15 protein-coding genes and 1 riboswitch are annotated in these 16,887 nt (G+C 46.9%); of the genes, 2 read left to right on the top strand and 13 right to left on the bottom strand.

All coding sequences use genetic code 11. The features are described from left to right. Positions 1-94: 94 nt before the first annotated feature. Entirely contained in the window at positions 95-2,005 is a 1,911-nt protein-coding gene (locus tag H8B09_RS10425; RefSeq protein ID WP_224753451.1) for a transglycosylase domain-containing protein, read from the bottom strand. Between the two features lie 326 nt (positions 2,006-2,331). On the opposite strand from H8B09_RS10425, the gene H8B09_RS10430 reads away from it, so the two are divergent. Further along, complete coding sequence (locus H8B09_RS10430; protein ID WP_191203432.1) at positions 2,332-2,919, top strand: DUF421 domain-containing protein; 588 nt, start codon at positions 2,332-2,334, stop codon at positions 2,917-2,919. A 50-nt stretch (positions 2,920-2,969) separates the two neighbouring features. Here H8B09_RS10430 and H8B09_RS10435 read toward each other — a convergent pair whose 3' ends face one another. The 3 genes from H8B09_RS10435 to H8B09_RS10445 form a co-directional block, all read right to left on the bottom strand. Next, positions 2,970-3,215 (bottom strand): H-type small acid-soluble spore protein, encoded by a 246-nt coding sequence (locus H8B09_RS10435; RefSeq protein ID WP_191203433.1) that lies wholly within the window; start codon positions 3,213-3,215, stop codon positions 2,970-2,972. Positions 3,216-3,391: 176 nt separating this feature from the next. Next, positions 3,392-4,507: a DNA alkylation repair protein gene (locus tag H8B09_RS10440; protein ID WP_191203434.1), complete on the bottom strand. Its 1,116-nt coding sequence runs from the start codon at positions 4,505-4,507 to the stop codon at positions 3,392-3,394. 79 nt (positions 4,508-4,586) lie between these two features. Beyond that, complete coding sequence (locus H8B09_RS10445; RefSeq protein WP_191203435.1) at positions 4,587-5,324, bottom strand: glycerophosphodiester phosphodiesterase; 738 nt, start codon at positions 5,322-5,324, stop codon at positions 4,587-4,589. 398 nt (positions 5,325-5,722) lie between these two features. Between H8B09_RS10445 and H8B09_RS10450 the strand changes: the two genes are divergently transcribed. Beyond that, entirely contained in the window at positions 5,723-6,850 is a 1,128-nt protein-coding gene (locus H8B09_RS10450; RefSeq protein ID WP_191203794.1) for an AI-2E family transporter, read from the top strand. Between the two features lie 62 nt (positions 6,851-6,912). Here H8B09_RS10450 and H8B09_RS10455 read toward each other — a convergent pair whose 3' ends face one another. From H8B09_RS10455 to H8B09_RS10495, 9 genes are all read right to left on the bottom strand, one after another. Then, complete coding sequence (locus H8B09_RS10455; protein WP_191203436.1) at positions 6,913-7,905, bottom strand: cation diffusion facilitator family transporter; 993 nt, start codon at positions 7,903-7,905, stop codon at positions 6,913-6,915. 206 nt (positions 7,906-8,111) lie between these two features. After that, positions 8,112-8,888 carry a DedA family protein gene (locus tag H8B09_RS10460; RefSeq protein WP_191203437.1) on the bottom strand — a complete coding sequence of 259 codons (777 nt, stop codon included), beginning with the start codon at positions 8,886-8,888 and terminating at the stop codon, positions 8,112-8,114. Continuing rightward, positions 8,876-9,559 carry an undecaprenyl-diphosphatase gene (locus tag H8B09_RS10465; protein WP_191203438.1) on the bottom strand — a complete coding sequence of 228 codons (684 nt, stop codon included), beginning with the start codon at positions 9,557-9,559 and terminating at the stop codon, positions 8,876-8,878. Before H8B09_RS10465 ends, H8B09_RS10460 begins: the two co-directional genes overlap by 13 nt. Positions 9,560-9,663: 104 nt before the next feature. After that, a complete protein-coding gene (locus H8B09_RS10470) occupies positions 9,664-10,638 on the bottom strand; it encodes a DMT family transporter (RefSeq protein WP_191203439.1) in 975 nt (324 codons plus the stop codon). Positions 10,639-10,781: 143 nt separating this feature from the next. Then, positions 10,782-10,926, bottom strand: a riboswitch (FMN riboswitch). 397 nt (positions 10,927-11,323) lie between these two features. After that, on the bottom strand, positions 11,324-12,160 hold the full coding sequence (locus tag H8B09_RS10475; protein WP_191203440.1) for a bactofilin family protein: 837 nt from the start codon (positions 12,158-12,160) through the stop codon (positions 11,324-11,326). Positions 12,161-12,165: 5 nt separating this feature from the next. Then, the gene (locus tag H8B09_RS10480; RefSeq protein WP_191203441.1) at positions 12,166-12,657 is read right to left on the bottom strand and encodes an anti-sigma factor family protein; all 492 of its coding nucleotides are present in this window, start codon (positions 12,655-12,657) and stop codon (positions 12,166-12,168) included. Next, on the bottom strand, positions 12,654-13,187 hold the full coding sequence (locus H8B09_RS10485) for an RNA polymerase sigma factor (RefSeq protein WP_191203442.1): 534 nt from the start codon (positions 13,185-13,187) through the stop codon (positions 12,654-12,656). Before H8B09_RS10485 ends, H8B09_RS10480 begins: the two co-directional genes overlap by 4 nt. Before the next feature lie 13 nt (positions 13,188-13,200). Next, on the bottom strand, positions 13,201-16,308 hold the full coding sequence (locus H8B09_RS10490) for an efflux RND transporter permease subunit (RefSeq protein WP_191203443.1): 3,108 nt from the start codon (positions 16,306-16,308) through the stop codon (positions 13,201-13,203). 118 nt (positions 16,309-16,426) lie between these two features. Further along, positions 16,427-16,885 carry a hypothetical protein gene (locus H8B09_RS10495; protein WP_191203444.1) on the bottom strand — a complete coding sequence of 153 codons (459 nt, stop codon included), beginning with the start codon at positions 16,883-16,885 and terminating at the stop codon, positions 16,427-16,429. Positions 16,886-16,887 lie beyond the last annotated feature (2 nt).

Raw genomic sequence — 16,887 nt, forward strand, 5'->3', positions numbered from 1 at the left:
CTCGTAATAAAAAGGCCAGTTTCAATGAACTTGAAACCGGCCTTGGAGCTTAACGTTCTCGTAACAACCTTGTTTTTTTTGTGCAGAAATTGTATCAGTCATCCTTTTTCTTCTCTGATCCTTTGCCGTGTTTCTTCTCCTCATGCTTCTTTTTCTTTTCTTCTTTTTTCTTGTTTTTTTCTTCCTTCTTTTTATCGTCTTTTTTCTCGTTATCATCGTTTTTCTTTTGCTTTTCATCTTTGATTTTTGATTTTGTCGCAATAGCTGGCACTTTAGGGAAGCTCATTACTGGTTGATCCACAAGAGCTTCGCTCATCAGCTTCTGGAATACGGCAGCGGCAGCCTTAGAGGTTGTCGTCAAGTAATGAGTGGCGTCCGTATGATCATATCCGAGCCATACCGCTCCTACGAGCTGTGGCGTGTATCCGACAAACCAATTGTCTTTCATCCCTTGACCATCCGTCCCTGGCATCTCGGTTGTACCCGTCTTGCCGGCAATCTGTCGGCCTGTTATCGCTGCTGCGACTCCCGTTCCTTCGGTCACGACACCTTCGAGCACGGCAGTCATTGTTCTGGCTACTGCTGGATCGGTTACGGTTATTCTTTCATTCGAATCGGCCTCTGCCACTGTCTCTCCACTAGCTGCTTCAATACGGATAATTGTATGGGTAGGGATTCGTGTCCCATCATTAGCAAATACACTGAAGGCTTCAGCCATCTCCAGTGGAGATACCCCCTCCTGCAGACCGCCAAGCGCAAGTCCCAGGTTCCGGTCCCCATCGGTAAGCTCTAATCCGAATCGCTTGGCTGATTCCATCCCTGTATCAATCCCTAGCTCATTCAGCAGCTTTACAGCGGGCACGTTATAGGAATGAATAATGGACTCGTAGATCGATACTTCGCCATGATAACTGCCCCCTGCGTTACGCGGTTGGTAGCCATTAAAGTTTACAGGTTCATCAATCACCGTATCCTCTGGAGAGTAACCTTGCTCGAATGCCGGCGTGTACACCGATATAGGCTTCATCGTAGAGCCAGGTTGTCGCTTCAGCTGAACAGCACGGTTAAATGAACGGAAAGACTGTTTGCCTCTGCCGCCAACCAGTGCTTTAATTCCTCCATCTCGGGGGTCAACTAAGACGGCGCCGCTCTGAATAAGCTGGTCGGAGCTGCTTGCAGGGAAATTATCATCCTGCGCATAGACATCTTCGACGGCTTCTTGCATATGGGAATCGAGCGTCGTATAAAAGCGAAGCCCTCCATAAAGAACCTCATTCTGGGTGAGTCCATATTTCTCTCCAGCTTCGCGAATCATCTGGTCAATGTAATAGGGGTACTTGAGCCCATCACTGTTGACCGGTTTAGAGCTGAGGATATGCAGCGGTTCGGCTATAGAAGCAGCATATGTAGCTTGATCGATCTTTCCTTGATCCTTCATAAGCTGCAGGACAACGTTTCTGCGGGCTTTGGCTTCTTCTGGATGTCTGTATGGCGACAGAGCAGACGGCGCTTTAATAATTCCAGCAAGCAGCGCTGATTCCGATAGGGTTAACTTGTCGACTGGAATACCGAAATAGATATCTGCAGCCTTCTTGATTCCCCAAGCGCCCTCGCCAAAATAAATTTGATTCAGATAATAGGTGATAATCTCCTGCTTGCTGTAATTTTTCTCGATCTTCTGTGCAAGCAGGAGCTCCTTCCATTTTCTCGTCCAGGTACGCTCTTGTGTTAGAAACACGTTTTTGGCTAGCTGCTGCGTTATCGTACTCGCCCCTTGTACCGTTCGGCCGCTCGTCAGATTGGTCAGCATTGCCCGACTGATGCCTTGAAGGTCTGTACCGCTATGTTCGAAGAAACGCTTATCCTCCACAGCTACAACAGCTTCAATTAACCGATCAGGCAAGCTGTCGTAGTTAACAGGCTCAGACTTACTTGGCGAGAGACGGAGCACTTCTTCCTTGTTCTGATCATATACGATGGTTGACGCAGGTAATGGCTGCTCCAACAGCGATACATCCTGTCGGGCTACCAACAGGTTGAAGATGACAATACATATGATGACCAACAATAATGCACCAATGACAAAGGCAATTAGGGTCTTTTTCCATACTGCCTTTGGTTTTGTATTACTCTGAATGAAAGATTTCATGCAATTCCTCCAAGTTCAAGCCTCGTTCTTTTGTCTTGGATAATGTTTCGTATAAGATATCGATTTTCGGTACGTCTTTGTACGATTCGTTGCTATAGAGTTCCTTCCGTTCTGGGACTTTTCTCATTGTTTCCCGTTATTCGGGGATACTTAAAGCATAGAGGAAATCAGGAGGAATGACGATGTGGACGATATTCTGGAGCACCATTCTATTGGCTTGTGTGGGTACCTTGTTTCTAAGGATGTCTGGCCGCAAATCGATCTCGCAAATGACAATACCGCAAGTCATGATCCTATTGGCGCTTGGTACGGTGCTTGGTTCTGAAGTGAGCGGCAAGGGAATGACGAAGACGGTTCTGGCACTTGCTACCTTCATTGTGTTCCTAATCGCAGTTGAGTGGATTACGCTTCGATCGAATCGTATGGAGTCAATACTGAAAGGGACAAGTGTGTCCGTCATCCATGAAGGACAACTGCAAGTTGACAATTTACGCAAGCTCAGAATGTCTGTCGATGACCTTGAGAAGCGTTTACGATTAGCGGGCATTTCGCATTGTGAAGATGTGAAGATCGGTACGATTGAGAATAACGGCGAGTTTGGTTACGAGCTGTACCCCGAAGCTAAACCGGTAACCGTCAAAGATATGGAACGTATGTTGATGGCGTATTTCCCTCAACTGCATGTGGAACGGACATCAGGAGCGGAAAGCATTTTCTCAGAAGTGCAAAACGGATTCCATCGTGATAAAGTACCTACAAAGCTTCAATAAATACAAAAAGCATAGCGGTTGACCGCCATGCTTTTACTTATTAACCGCACTTATTCTTCTACACTACCGTCTGAAACCCGGCATGCCATTTGTTCGACTTCCATCGCCATGGTTGATGAAGGCTCGGTTAAGCTGCGTACCGGCACTTCCGTTTCTTGCTCGGGATCGGTAAGCGGATAAATCCGGGCCGTTTCCCTTGTATCATCAACATGCTGAATATAGATGGGCACCCCGTCATATCTTACATCCACCATAACCGGAGAAACGGCAATCTCTTTGGCCCGATTAATATCCATTGTATTATCCTCCCTTGCGCTCATCTCATTAAAGTATGGGCGGAGGAGGATTGGAATATGCGCAATGGAAACTCGTTGCTTTCCTCTTACTTGTCCCTGGTAAGTGACCATAATAAAGTGGGTCTCTCCATTGACGCCATGCACAACTGCTAGAATCGGCGCGGCACTTCATGAAGCTACGTATCAGTCGTTAGATCTAAGTTGATCGACGATTCGGCCGTTTCCACCCCGTTGACAACAAGGACGATGCGGTGTTCACCTGGATAATGCTTGCGGGTCGTCAAGTCAGCAAATCGGTGCGTACGTTGTCCCGAGACAACGCTGCCGCCTGGCACGGTCTTGTCTGATAGTAAAAATAGCTTGCGCGACGTTTGTCCTTTCGCTTTCACGAAGTAGATACCATATTCGACCCGAATTCGGGCAGGCTCTCCGTCACGTACCCGCAGCTCGTACAACAGTTCACAGTTATCGCCGATCTTGAGCTCAGAAGGCTTCGCCTCGATCGATGCGGCAACAGCAACCGACTCGCCTTGGACCTCTTCCGCATAGCCGAACAGAGCGAGAGCAGCCGGATCAGCCTTCCGGATCAGCGTTCTGCAAGCGTGGCGGACGATCCAATCGGTGTCCCTGTGGGTACCAATCCAGTTCGAAGCGGTCTGGAGAACAAGCTGCGGATGATCCTTGGCAATGTCGTTTAAATTGTTGGCGACACTCTTGCGCACATAAAGAGACGGATCAGCTTTCAGCACCTCCAATACTTGAAGCACAGGAGTCGGGTCCTTCTTGAATACTGGAAGCGATTGCCCCCAAGGTAACCGTGGTCTGCACCCTTCGGTAGCCAGTCGCCTCACATGCTCGTCCGAATGCATCGCCCATTCACGCATCTGCTGCATCGCCCGATCCGTATCTTTAACGATGAAGGTGCGTATCGCGAATTCGGCTGACGAACGAGCCGTGAAACGTTCAAGCGCCCGCATGGACAGCTCCCAATCTTCTTCCGCCGTACCGTAAACTTCTACGAAGTCAGGGAAAAACAAATAAGGAAATCCGACGCATTGCTCGTCGATCTGGAACAGAATGTCCAACGCTTGAGCATAATGTTCAGGCAAATGCGTTCCCAATACGGTCGCAATGCGACGAATGCGTCCTTTGAGCTCTATCGTGTCCCATCCTTCATCTAGCACACTTGCTGCGAAGCTTTCGGTTTGAAAGTCGCTATACGCACCTTGAACCTTCATACCGAATTCGCGAAGAAATGCTTCGTGATACATATTTTTTAAAGGCTCTGCCATTTTATTATTAGTCCTCCTATATGCAAACTGGTGTTCCCATATAAGAGTTTACCATATCTGCGTCTAGAATGCGTTTCTTCTATGATTTTCTTGTGATCAATTCGCCGAGTCGATCCGGATAATCGGTAATGATACCTGCTACGCCCGCTTCAAGTAGTCGCTTCATCTCGTCCAATTCGTTCACCGTCCACGGATGGTACACGATGTCCCGCTCCGCAGCCTGTGTCGTCCACTCTGGCAGCACTGCATAATGGTAAGCATGCAGTGCGTTCGCTCCGATCCGAGCAGCATATTCCCATGGTTCATAGAGGCCTTCCATATAGAGAATACCGGTCCGTATCTCAGGGGCCAACTGTTTGCAGAGTACTAGCGAATAGTGGTTAAAGCTGGAGAGGATGACCCTCTCGCCCATTCCTTGGAATCGAACCTCTTCGATGACCGCTTCTTCAAGCCCGGGATAGAGCACGACACCGTTCTTCAGTTCAATGTTGATGAGTATGCCTTCATGGGTTTTTACCAGTTCAAGCAATTCACGCAGCGTCGGAATGCGTTCTCCGGCGAATGCTGGATCGAACCAGGAGCCTGCATCCAACTGCTTCATTTCGTCTAACGTCACGTCCTTCACAAGTTTGGATGACCCCGTCGTTCGCTGCAGCGACTCGTCGTGGATGAGCACGAGATGTCCGTCAGACGTCATCTGAACGTCAGTCTCAATTCCTGTGGCACCGAGATCAAGCGCATGTTGGAATGCGGCCATCGTATTCTCTGGACAATAAGCAGATGCGCCTCGATGAGCGATGTTCAGAACAGATTTCAATGGTATAGCCTCCAGTTCGATTCGATTATGGGAATGGAATATCCAGATTATACTTGACGAAGATGCGGAATATATAATCCCTTTGTTAAGAATTTGCTCGTGGCTGCTGCTCCCCTTTGTTGGCTCAAACTTTAGTTGTACAGCACCAAACATTTTTATAGAAACTCTAGAAACCACATCGATCATTTTACGTATTACGTAACTATCACATATACATACGATGAAGTTGCTTGTGAAGAGCTCGGCCCCTCAAACGAACGATCTTTGGTTATAAGCGGCTGCTCTTATTCGAATTTTTGGAGTGATGAAGTGTATAATTACAATAGTGAACCTTGTTTATGGAAAGGACGTGCTTCTCTTTGCCCAATTCTCGTCAGCTAAGCGAAAGATTGAAGTTCATGTTATTGAATCAGAAGTTGTTCAGCTTTCTTCTCATACTGTTGATGCTCGGGGTGAATATTTTTGTCATCAGTAAGATCACGTTTATCTTTCATCCCCTGAAAATATTGCTCGAAACGGTATTCTTACCGATTCTGCTAACGGGTGTCGCCTTTTATCTGTTGAATCCAATCGTGGAGTTCTTAGAGAAGCATCGTATCAAACGCGTTTATTCCATCCTGGCCCTATATCTTCTTGTTGCAGGTATCATTACGCTTATCGTCACCGCTGTGATTCCTCTTCTAAGAGAACAAATCATGGGATTAATCGATCACTTCCCAGCGTATAGTCAAGAAGCTCAGCTTCGATTCGAAGATCTGATCGGCAGCGAGTATTTCAATCAATTTCAACAGGCGGTCGGATTCGATCCTGCAACCTTGACGGAGAACTTCTCCAGTCATGCTACCAATATCTTGAACAATGCTTGGAGCAGCATTGGAGGCTTTGTCGGCGCGTTAACCGAGACGGTGCTGTCGATAATCGTTGTGCCGTTCATTTTGTTCTACCTGCTGAAAGATCGGCGCAAATTGGCTCCATACGTCCTAGGCTTTCTGCCGAATAAATTACGCAATAGATCGTTTACCGTCATGTTGGAGATGAATCATCAGATCAGCTCTTATATTCGCGGACAAATTCTTGACAGCTTCTGCGTTGGGTTGCTGTTGTACATCGGTTATTTAATCATCGGATTAGATTACTCGCTTGTTCTTGCGGTTACCGCAGCCTGCACTAGCGTAGTTCCATATCTCGGTCCAGCGATCGCCATCGCCCCGGCGTTAGTTGTCGCGATGGTTACATCTCCAGTCATGTTGTTGAAAATGGTTGTGGTATGGACGGTTGTTCAGCTCTTCGAGGGCAAGATCATTACGCCTCAAATTATGGGCAAAGCGATGCGTATCCATCCGATTACGATTATCTTCGTCATCCTTACAGCAGGTAAGCTATTCGGAATTCTCGGCATTATTCTTGCGGTTCCAGGGTATGCCATTCTGAAAGTCATAGTCACGCATCTATTCAGGTGGTTTAAATCCTATTCAGGCCTTTATGAAATGAATAAAGAACCAGAACAACTGGAACCAAAATCTTGAGTTTGCATACAATAATGGGTACATAAAAAAGTCGCGAATTTTCGCGACTTTTTTGTTTTATCTTAAAGGGTCTCGAGTTCTGGTTTCCAGTTCCTTACCCCATTATCTTCTATTATGCCTAACGTCACGTCCGTAATATCAGCATCACTCAATAGGCTGTCTCTCACTTTGTATTTGATATCATCTGCTGCTGCAAGCGATAATCCTGGTTGGAGTTCAATAATCGCTTCAACGTGGTAATAACGGCCCTCTTGCAGGATTCGCATTTGATTGATATCGGTTACGGAGCTATTGGAGAAAATGATGCTTGCCACTTTCGTCTCCACATCCTTAGGTGCCGCAACCCCGATTAATCCAACCATGTTGTCATAGCCAACCTTGAATGCAACACCGATCATCAAGAAGCCGATTAATATCGTTGAAATACCGTCAAGCAGTGTAAAGCTGGTTAATGCTGTGACAACAACAGCTAGCAATGCTAACAGAGCGCCTGTTGTTGCGACAAGATCCTCATAGAATACAAGCCGTGTCGGAGGTGCAGCTCGTCCGACATTCGCAAACGCCTTAGAAATGAATGAGAACCCGTTGGCTTCAATTCGCGCTTCACGTACTATCTCTTTCATCGCTTTCATTAATACATAGCCGTCCACGATAATGGACAGAAGCAGTACAACGAGGTTAAGCCAGAATCCATGAGATTCGGCTGAAGGATGGTTTAATAGATGGTATCCTTCTCTAATCGTTTCATAAGCCATGACGGTGACGACAATAACGGCAATCATACAGAAAATATTGATTACCCTGCCGAATCCGGACGGGAATCTGCGAGTTGGTTTCTTCTCAGCTAATACACTCCCGGCGAAAACAAACATTTGGTTAACTGCATCTGCTATCGAATGCATCGTCGATGCGAACATTGCACCGCTTCCAGTAGTCGCGGCGGCAACGCCTTTTATAACTGCAATTCCGGTATTGCCTAATGCTGCTATTGCTGATGAAGTATTTCCTTTCTTTAATAATGCCCACAAGCTTGTCTGACTACTGTCTGAGTCCATTAATATTTAGTCCCTCCTATTATGATGACAGTCACGTAATACGCGAGAACAACGCATTGGTTTCTACAAATTATTGCAGCATCGTAATCTTCATCCTAATACTGTCCCCGTATCTACTTAATCCTTATACAAAGAAAATCATTAAATGCTAAGAAGGCCGCCGAAAAGATCGGCAGCCACCTAATGATCTGAAACGTTGATCTTCATTAACTCCTTGGCAAGCATAGCCCTCGAATACTGAAAATCGTCCGGTCCACAAGCTCTTGCATTAATCCGATGACCAGCGGGGTACATATGATTACAAATGCAATATAATCTTCGAGCGTATTCTTTACTTTGTCCAATGATTGCATGTGATTTCTACTATGCTTAAGCAGTCTATCGATCGCTTCTACTGCTTTCCGTTTATAGATGCGGTACACATAAATAACAGTTGCTGTTAATGCTGATGCGATGCCAAGGATGATCAACCAATGGTTAACGGACGAGTGATAGTGTTCCCACTGGGGACCAAGAAATTTACCCAAGGAGATGAATAGGCTGGCCCAGAAGATAGCGCCGGAATAAGCGAATATCGCGTAGCGTCGGAAAGGCATTCGCGTCACGCCGCAGAAGTATCCAGTCATATGCCGTACACCCGGTATAAAATAGGCAACGAAAAGCAGCTTGTCGCCATACTTGTCAAACCATTGTGCCATCGTGTTCATTCGTGCTTCTGTGAGATGGAACCTTTGTCCGTGGCGGATAATAAATGGCCTTCCTAGTCGGTATCCGATCCAATAAGAAAGGGTTACACCGATAACAACGCCTAAGCTGGCAGCTGCAATGCTATAGAACCAGTTAAGTTGTTGTTCATAGACGAGGAGCCCAATGCACCCCATCATCATCTCGCCTGGAAGCGGCAGCGCCAACATTTCGAGGAGCAGGAATAACGATATGATCCAGTACCCATCATGCGCTAGAAGATTCGTCAAGATTTCCAAGGTTGAACACCTCCTGAATGGACGGATTTCGATACTCGTTTCATTAGTGCGGACATCAAGATATGAATGATAATAGCTGCAGTTGAACCTACTGCTGCACCTGTAATAATATCAAGCGGATAGTGAACACCTGTCCAAACCCGTGAGATAGCGATTCCAGCCGATAAGATTAGCCATCCCCACCCTTCTTTACGTCTGCTGCACCAGATGGCTGTTGCCACAGCAAACGCTGCGGTTGCATGATCACTTGGAAACGAAGCATTGGCTGCATGTTTGATGAGAAGATGAACATGGTGGTCAACAAACGGACGATCGCGATAATACAACCTGCCTATAAGCGAAGAAACCCCTAAGGCTGCACTCGCGGAGACAAGAGCTTCTATAACCATGCGGCGATTTTGTCTGGAACGAGTAAACCAATAGAGAATGATGCCTAGGAAGAACAGATACTCTGCGTCTTTCGATAAGAAAGTCATAATCCAATCCAACAATGCGGAATGACCTGCAAGCCCGTTGATGAATTGAAACCATTTATAGTCGAGATTTAACATGGTTATGTCCTCTTTCTCTTTGTTGTGTGTACGATTAAAAGGACAACCGAAAAGTTGAATTTGTTCATTCGAAGAGAAAATCGCTGCCTGCCAATTACAGCCAATTAATAAGCGCAGCATAAAGAGGCTCCACTACTGGAGCCTCCCTTGTAACGAAAAAAGCCGCATAAGCAGCTTTCAGCGTTCATGTATTATTGTAGACTCGCAAGGCGTTGCTCGTGCCGTTAAACCGCCGCAGGACGGACAATCCTATCCGACTTCGCGGAGCGCTCTTGCTGGCGTGATATGATAAGCAGCGTTGCCCAGATTAAGATAAAGCCAACGATTTGCGTGAAGGTCGTCATTTGCTGGAATACGATGTAGTTGATCAGCACGCCGACCATCGGAAAGCTGAGCTCCGCCAGTGTGGCATAAGAAGCCTTGATGGCGCTCAAGCCTTTATAGTACAGCAGCAAGCTGAGCAGTCCTGGCAGTAAGGCTTGCAGCAGCAGATTAAGACCGATCAGTGCCATGCTGCTTGCCTCACCTGGGAGCGTCCAGATTTGACGTTCGCCAAGGGTTAGCGCGAGCAGAAGCGGGAGCGCAAGAATAAAGCGCAGCGATGTTACGGTCTCGTAATTGACGGCTCCCAGCAGGTAGCGTCCCATGACGGTTGACCCGCCCCAGAGAAGCGCCGCTCCGATTGCCATCAGGCTGCCTGTATGCATCATTCCGCTTAAATCGGAGAACGGCAGCTTCCAGCCAAACGATAATAAGTAAGTGCCTACAATAGCAACAACAAACAGCATGCCGAATGACTTAGGTAGTCTCTCCTTCAGCAGCCATCTGGCCATCAGAATGGCGAACAGAGGCTGAAGCTTCTGCAGCAGAAGCACCGAATTCAAATCGCCCGATGCCAATCCTTTCGTGAACAGCACCGTTGCGATTGCGGAGCCGCCCCATGAGACGAACAGCAGCGCGCCTACATGGCGAAGCTTAAGCTTGCGAAACTGCTGCCGATGCTTCCACAACACAGGAGCCATGAACAGCACCAGAATGACATGCTCCAGAAGTGCGATCTGGGTCGACGTCAGATAATCGAGCAGCAGGACGCGAAACAACGGGTCGACTCCCCATAAGGCGGAGCCTAGCACAACAAACCCAAACGCTGGTCTGATGGCGCGATTTTTGAACAAAGCGTGTGACGACAGGTTGCTCATGGTTGAATGCTCCTTCTCGTGCATTCCAACCTTCAGGGATGATCTTGCATATTTTGGAGTTGCTAAAGAAAAGCCCCGTTTCGCTAATGACACAACGAAACGGGGCTGGCCAAATAAAACATGCGGATAGCATGCTTTGAAATGGCGATCTTCTCCCATCCGGACTTTACCGTCGGCCTTGGATTCTCACCAAGTCAGTCCCCTTGCCGTTAGACGGCTCAGGGAGTCGCGGGCTTCGCTGTTGAGCGTCACCGCCGGTCAGGAATTTCACCTGCCCCGAAGATCAGTATGCTTAAAATTTGATTACGCATTGATATCCACTATAACCTTCATCTTGTTCTGCGACTATGACGGTAGTCACACTCTCACGATAAAAAAGTAAGTAGCGAATATTTTTACTAATCATAAATTCAATAACGGTTCTTGTCAAGCTCATCGGCAAATAATAAATCTAGTCCTTTGGCTGAATTCGCTTTCATAATTTGGATTACAACGTGGGTTAACAATCTTAATGAACTTGTGTTTCATGACACTTGTCGAAGGCAACCGTAAACGTGGTGCCACAGCAGCCGCTCTCAACCTTGATGTCCGCTTCATGACGGCGAATGATTTTAAATTTCGGAACCCTCAGCTATTCTGATTTGGAACGAGAAAAGAACAGCGGATCCGCTGTTCTTTTGAATGATTATGCTTGAGGTACTTTTACCTTTTTACGTTTAGCGGCTAACCAGTCGACACAAACGCCGAGCGATAGTAGCGCAATCAACAAGAGAACGATCCAACCGATGATCGGGATGCTGATTACAGCTGCAATTAGGATAGATCCCATCATGACTTTAAACCATACAGGCTTGCCCTCGGATGGGCGAATCAGTTCCCCTACTCGATAACTGATTACAGTTAATCCGATACATACGGAGACGAGGAAACCAAGCAGGACGACTATCAGAATCGGAATTCCGATAATGGTGATGACCAGAAGCGCACTGATTGCCGCAAGTGCGAGTCCGCTTAATATACCGATGTATAACAAACGTCCCCATGACGCTGCCGAGAAACGGTTGATGAAGATCGTCATTTTTTTAGAACCAAGCAGACCAATCAATGTAGGAATGAGAATAAGCAAGATCACAATACCCAATTGAATGATCCATAGACCAACGGTAAGCCCACCACCGATCAATAAACTCGTCTGGGTTGGACCGTCCAATGAAAGATTGTAAACGTCATCGCCAATTATTACACCAGGTTCCTGGTCTACTGTGCCGCCTACAACAACTATCATGCCATCGATTCGAGCAGTGTTCGCCAAATGTAAGTTGCCGTTGATAACAACAACTATACCTGCGACATGGCCTTCAATTTCGGTATCTCCTCCAACAACGTACACATCATCTACGGTTTGATCGGCTGGAATAACCGTATTCTGATGTTCGAATACAGATGCAGCTGAAGTGTGTGCGGGAGTCGCCAGCAGGAACAGAAGCAGGATGAAGCTGCCAACGAATGCGAGTTTTTTCATTGCTATCATCCTCCCTCCACCGATGTTAGACGAATGGCTCTTCTCAGATAATAAATGGATGTGGTCAAGATCGCAATCGATAAGAAGACAGCCGTAATCGCTAAGATCGGAATGCTGGACATGAAATGAGTCACCATATATAGGAGAGCGATGGATAACCTCATGGAGCTGTGAATGAGCTTAATGAACATCATGCCTTTTGCGATACCCAACATGATGATGACGAATAGTACAAACAACGGAAGGATCAGCCAACTTTTGCTGACAGATACTTGTTGTTCGTCTTGAATTGCCTGCATCACATTGATTTCAAATGAAATAGGCGCTTCGGTGGATTGGAATGCAACTTGCACCTGCTCTTGCATACTTAGCCAATCATCCAAGAGCGCTTGGCAGTACTCGCAGCTTTCGAGATGAGCTTCGACTGCAAGCCTGTCCTCCACGATTAATTCATCGTCCAGGTATGCGGATAACTGATCATCGAGATGGGCCTTCATGCAAGTTCCTCCTTCCTAAGTTCTTTACGTAATGCCATACGGGCCGCGAACAGACGCGATTTGACCGTTCCAAGCGGAACGTTAGTCACCTGGGCAATCTCTTCATATCGGTAGCCCTGTACATCATGCAGCAGAATGACCTCGCGATGCTCAACGGATAGCCTTGAAAGGGCATCCTCCATCGACAATCTCTCCGATGGATCGGATGCCTCTCTCCTATCGATTATCGAGTCATTGGCTTCCTCCTGAAAGTCATGCTCTTTCATCCGTTTCTTCAGACGGTTTTTGGACAGGTTGGATACGATTTTAAATAGCCATGATGCAAAAGCAAACTCACTTTCAAGACTAGATAAGGAAGAATACGCCTTAACAAATGCCTCTTGCGCAATGTCTTCAGCATCCATTCGATCATTCAACATGCCTAACGCGTATCGATAAACTGGATCCTTGAACTGCTTGACGAGTTGGGCGTATGCTTCCTTATCTCCATGTTTGGCACGATGAATGATTTGATGTAATTCCTCGTCCACTCGTCCTCAACCCCTACTGTTCGGCATCAACGATGTTGCTCGTTCTCTTATTGCCCTGCATCCATTCATAAATAATCGGAATGACGATAAAGCTGTTAAGGGTGGATGTGATCATACCGCCGATTACAACAATTCCAAGCACTTGTGAAATAACGGTATCTGCGTTGTGCGTCAAAGATAAAGGGATTAGTGTCAAGACCGTTGTACCTGCGGTCATGAAGATCGGTCTTACCCGCGACAGGCTGCCCGACATGACGGCTTCACGCAGCGGCATCCCTTCTTTGCGATTGCGCTCGATCCGATCAATGAGGACGATACCGTTCGTAACAACGATACCAGTCAGCATCAGCACACCGATTAAAGCGGCAAGATTCCACTGCCCTCGTATCGTATAGAGTGCAATAACAACGCCGGACAATGCGAGCGGAATACTAATCAGAACAGCAAGTGGCGCTTTCCAGCCTTTGAACACGAAGCTTGTGATCATCAGAACCAGAAGAATGGAAATGACGACCGCAATGGTCATCTCGATGATCATCTGCGTAATTTGAGCTGTAATCCCGCCTGTCGAGTAGGTTACTCCGCTAGGCAATTGGATGTCAGACAACGTCTGGTTCACGGCTTTGGACACTTGGCTCATATTCTTTGACGTGATCTGTGCCGATACAATGGCAACTGGTTCGCCATCTTGTTCTACGATTGTAGATGGTGCGTTGCTTAATTGTACGGAAGAGACTTGATCCAGACGATAGGTCTTGTTTCCTGCGCCTGTCAACGACTCTGCAGACAATGATGCGAGCACTTGCTGAGGCGTATACACAGGAAGCGCAGCATCTTTATTGGTTCCCTGTCCAATTGGATCAATATACACATCTATTGGAATAATACCATTGCCTGAAGATGCAGGCAGATCAAAGTCCTTTCCTTTGGAGAGATAACGCGCCAGGATTTTGTTAATATCCTCTGGTTGGATACCTGCTGCCTCCACTTTCGCCTTGTCAATCTGTACATCAAATTTCGGAATGCCGTTAGTCAAATCCGATTTGCCGGCGACGGCAAGTCCTGGAATATCAGCAAGCTTGGTACGCATCAGCTGTGCCGACTGATCCAGCGTCTGCTGATCTGAGCCGGAGAGCGTAATCTTGATGGTGGAATCATCACCTGCAAGGCTTTGATTCGTAACCGTTATAACCGATTGTTCAGCAACAGGCGCAAGCTCGGCTTGCAAGCTGGCAATCGCCGCATCGACTTGCTTCTTATCCTTCAGAACAACCGACAGATTGGCGACATTCGGCTGTTGAATATAGCCGCCGCCCTGATCGAAGACATCGTCTGCTGTAGGTGTAAAAGAAGACCCGAATACGGATGAATAGGAATCGACCTTAGCGTCCTGAGACAGAACAGTTTCAACCTGCTTTACTTTATTATCTACGCTAGACAGAGCCGATCCCTTCGGCATTTCGATCTGAATCGCGACTTGTCCGCTGGACGAGCTAGGCAGCAGACTGAAAGGCAGCAGCGAAGCAAAGATGCCTGCAGCGATAAACAGAACGAGCGAGATACTGATCACTGTCTTCTTGCGTGCAAGCGCCGCGACAAGCAACGGTTTCATTAGCGGCTCAAGCGTAACTGCCTTGCCTTTCGGTTCCTTCCAACCGAAGTACGCGAACGTTGGAATTACGACCATTGCAACTAGGAACGATACGATGAGTGCGATGACAACCGACCATGCAAAGCCTGAATAGGAAGCACCGATTATACCCCCGACTAACGCGATAGGTACATATACGGCAATCGTTGTTGCTGTTGATGCGAAGATAGCAGGAAGCATTTCGACAACAGCAGAAGCTAAGACAGGCAGGATCGCTTTCCCTTTGTTGTCCTGCACCCGATTGTACATATTATCCAGAATGACGATTGCATCGTCCACAATACGTCCCATTGCGACAATGAGACCTGAAACCGTAAGAATGTTCAATGTTATATCCATCGATTTGAGAACTGCCGTTGTAGCTAACAATGAGATCGGTAACGAAATGGCGATCAACAGTGTCGATCGTACGTTACGGAAGAAGAACAACACGCATAACATCGAGAATAGGCAGCCTAGCAGTCCTTCGCGAACAAGTCCCATCAACGAGTGGTTCAATTCGTTAGCCCGGTCGGTTAGAAGCTGCATTTTTACTTCATGCTGGTTTACAGCTGGAATTGCAGCTATACGCGCTTTCACTTGTTTCGATACATCCGTAATCGTGGCAGAAGGCGTTTTGATCACATTAATCTGAACGCTTGCTTTGCCGTTCGTGCGCGATACGGTCTTCACATCCGTTAGCGACTTCGAGACGGACGCAACTTCGGATAATGAGACCGCTCCATCTTTATTCTTAATCTGCAGTTGGTTCAGATCCTGCTCGCTTAAGTCCCAACCGTCGATTCGAATCGGGAATGAGCTCTTCACATTCGCCACATTGCCCTGAAGAGATGGAATATCTGCTGTAATGGATTTGTTGAAATCATCCAGCGTGAACCCTTTATCCGTCAAATCTTTCATGCGTACGAGCACGACATAACCTTTATTCGCACCGCCGACCGTTTGTACATCCGAAACGCCAGGGACGGACTTCAATTGATTGACGATATCGGTCTGGATTGTAGATTGAAGCATCAAATCGTCGATTTGCTCCGTTGCTGCAGTCAAGCTGTAGCTGAGAATTGGGAATGTGCTCGAAGTCAGTCTTGTTACAACGGGGTTGCTTAAGCCATCTGGCAAATTGGCATCTACCAGCAATTGTTTAATGTCCCGCTCGGCTTTATCCATGTTGTAATCCATTGGAAATGCCAGATTCATCAGCACGCCGCCATCATAAGATGTCGTTTGAATACTTGTCAGCCCGTTTGTCTTGCGTAAAGATTCCTCCAGCGGAGCTGCTACATCTCGTTTGATCTGATCGGCTTGATAAGAAGATGCTCGCAGGGAAACCATCAAGGTTGTGTTGTTGATTCCCGGCAAGTAATCGCGCTGCATTTGATACGCCGAGACGCCTCCCCAAGCAAGAATGAGTACAACAAAGATAAGGACAATGGCGGATCGCTGCATGACCGCTTCAATTAATCGTTTCATTGGAAGACTCCTTTTCGGTTTGAATACTAGAAAGGACAGCAGCAATCATCGAATTGTTCATTGCATATAAAAAATAATGAATTGAAATCGAAAAAGCCGCCTGATTAGGCGGCTTGCATTAATTAGTTATAGCCAATCCGAGTGCTTTATGGTCCCAGAGTATATCTTCAACGACAGACGTCTGGTCAGCCTCACATGTAACAATTAATACGACTTCGCTTACTTTCCCTTTTTTGAGTTGACGTTGATTTTTATCCCGTTTCAACAAGTAAATCAACCAACTTATCGCTGATCCAATAAGGAAGCCTACTAAAGACCCGACAATTCCCCAAATGATCGGGCCTCCCCGCCATACGAATCCTTTACTTGCACCAATGGTCCCAAGCATAAAGGCGAGAATCATCCCTTTATCAATAAAGGACATGCCGTCAGCCCGGTGTATGCTATCTAGAAGCCTCGGTTCCTTCTTACGCAAGTCAAGCGGTACCGCATAAATAGCCGTGATACCCTTCTGCTCCAGCTCAGTAATGGCGATTTCGACAAAGTTAGAATATTCGAAAGTGGCGAAAATTTGCATCG

The organism is Paenibacillus terricola (assembly GCF_014779765.1).
In the GTDB taxonomy this organism is placed as follows: domain Bacteria; phylum Bacillota; class Bacilli; order Paenibacillales; family Paenibacillaceae; genus Paenibacillus_T; species Paenibacillus_T terricola.

Bases quoted from the DNA above. Each gene is read 5' to 3' on its own strand.
- H8B09_RS10470 (WP_191203439.1), bottom strand. From the start codon at position 10,638: ATGAGCAACCTGTCGTCACACGCTTTGTTCAAAAATCGCGCCATCAGA.
- H8B09_RS10455 (WP_191203436.1), bottom strand. From the start codon at position 7,905: ATGGACTCAGACAGTAGTCAGACAAGCTTGTGGGCATTATTAAAGAAA.
- H8B09_RS10495 (WP_191203444.1), bottom strand. From the start codon at position 16,885: ATGCAAATTTTCGCCACTTTCGAATATTCTAACTTTGTCGAAATCGCC.
- H8B09_RS10435 (WP_191203433.1), bottom strand. From the start codon at position 3,215: ATGGATATTAATCGGGCCAAAGAGATTGCCGTTTCTCCGGTTATGGTG.
- H8B09_RS10465 (WP_191203438.1), bottom strand. From the start codon at position 9,559: ATGCTGCGCTTATTAATTGGCTGTAATTGGCAGGCAGCGATTTTCTCT.
- H8B09_RS10440 (WP_191203434.1), bottom strand. From the start codon at position 4,507: ATGGCAGAGCCTTTAAAAAATATGTATCACGAAGCATTTCTTCGCGAA.
- H8B09_RS10475 (WP_191203440.1), bottom strand. From the start codon at position 12,160: ATGAAAAAACTCGCATTCGTTGGCAGCTTCATCCTGCTTCTGTTCCTG.
- H8B09_RS10450 (WP_191203794.1), top strand. From the start codon at position 5,723: ATGTTATTGAATCAGAAGTTGTTCAGCTTTCTTCTCATACTGTTGATG.
- H8B09_RS10490 (WP_191203443.1), bottom strand. From the start codon at position 16,308: ATGAAACGATTAATTGAAGCGGTCATGCAGCGATCCGCCATTGTCCTT.
- H8B09_RS10480 (WP_191203441.1), bottom strand. From the start codon at position 12,657: ATGAAGGCCCATCTCGATGATCAGTTATCCGCATACCTGGACGATGAA.
- H8B09_RS10430 (WP_191203432.1), top strand. From the start codon at position 2,332: ATGTGGACGATATTCTGGAGCACCATTCTATTGGCTTGTGTGGGTACC.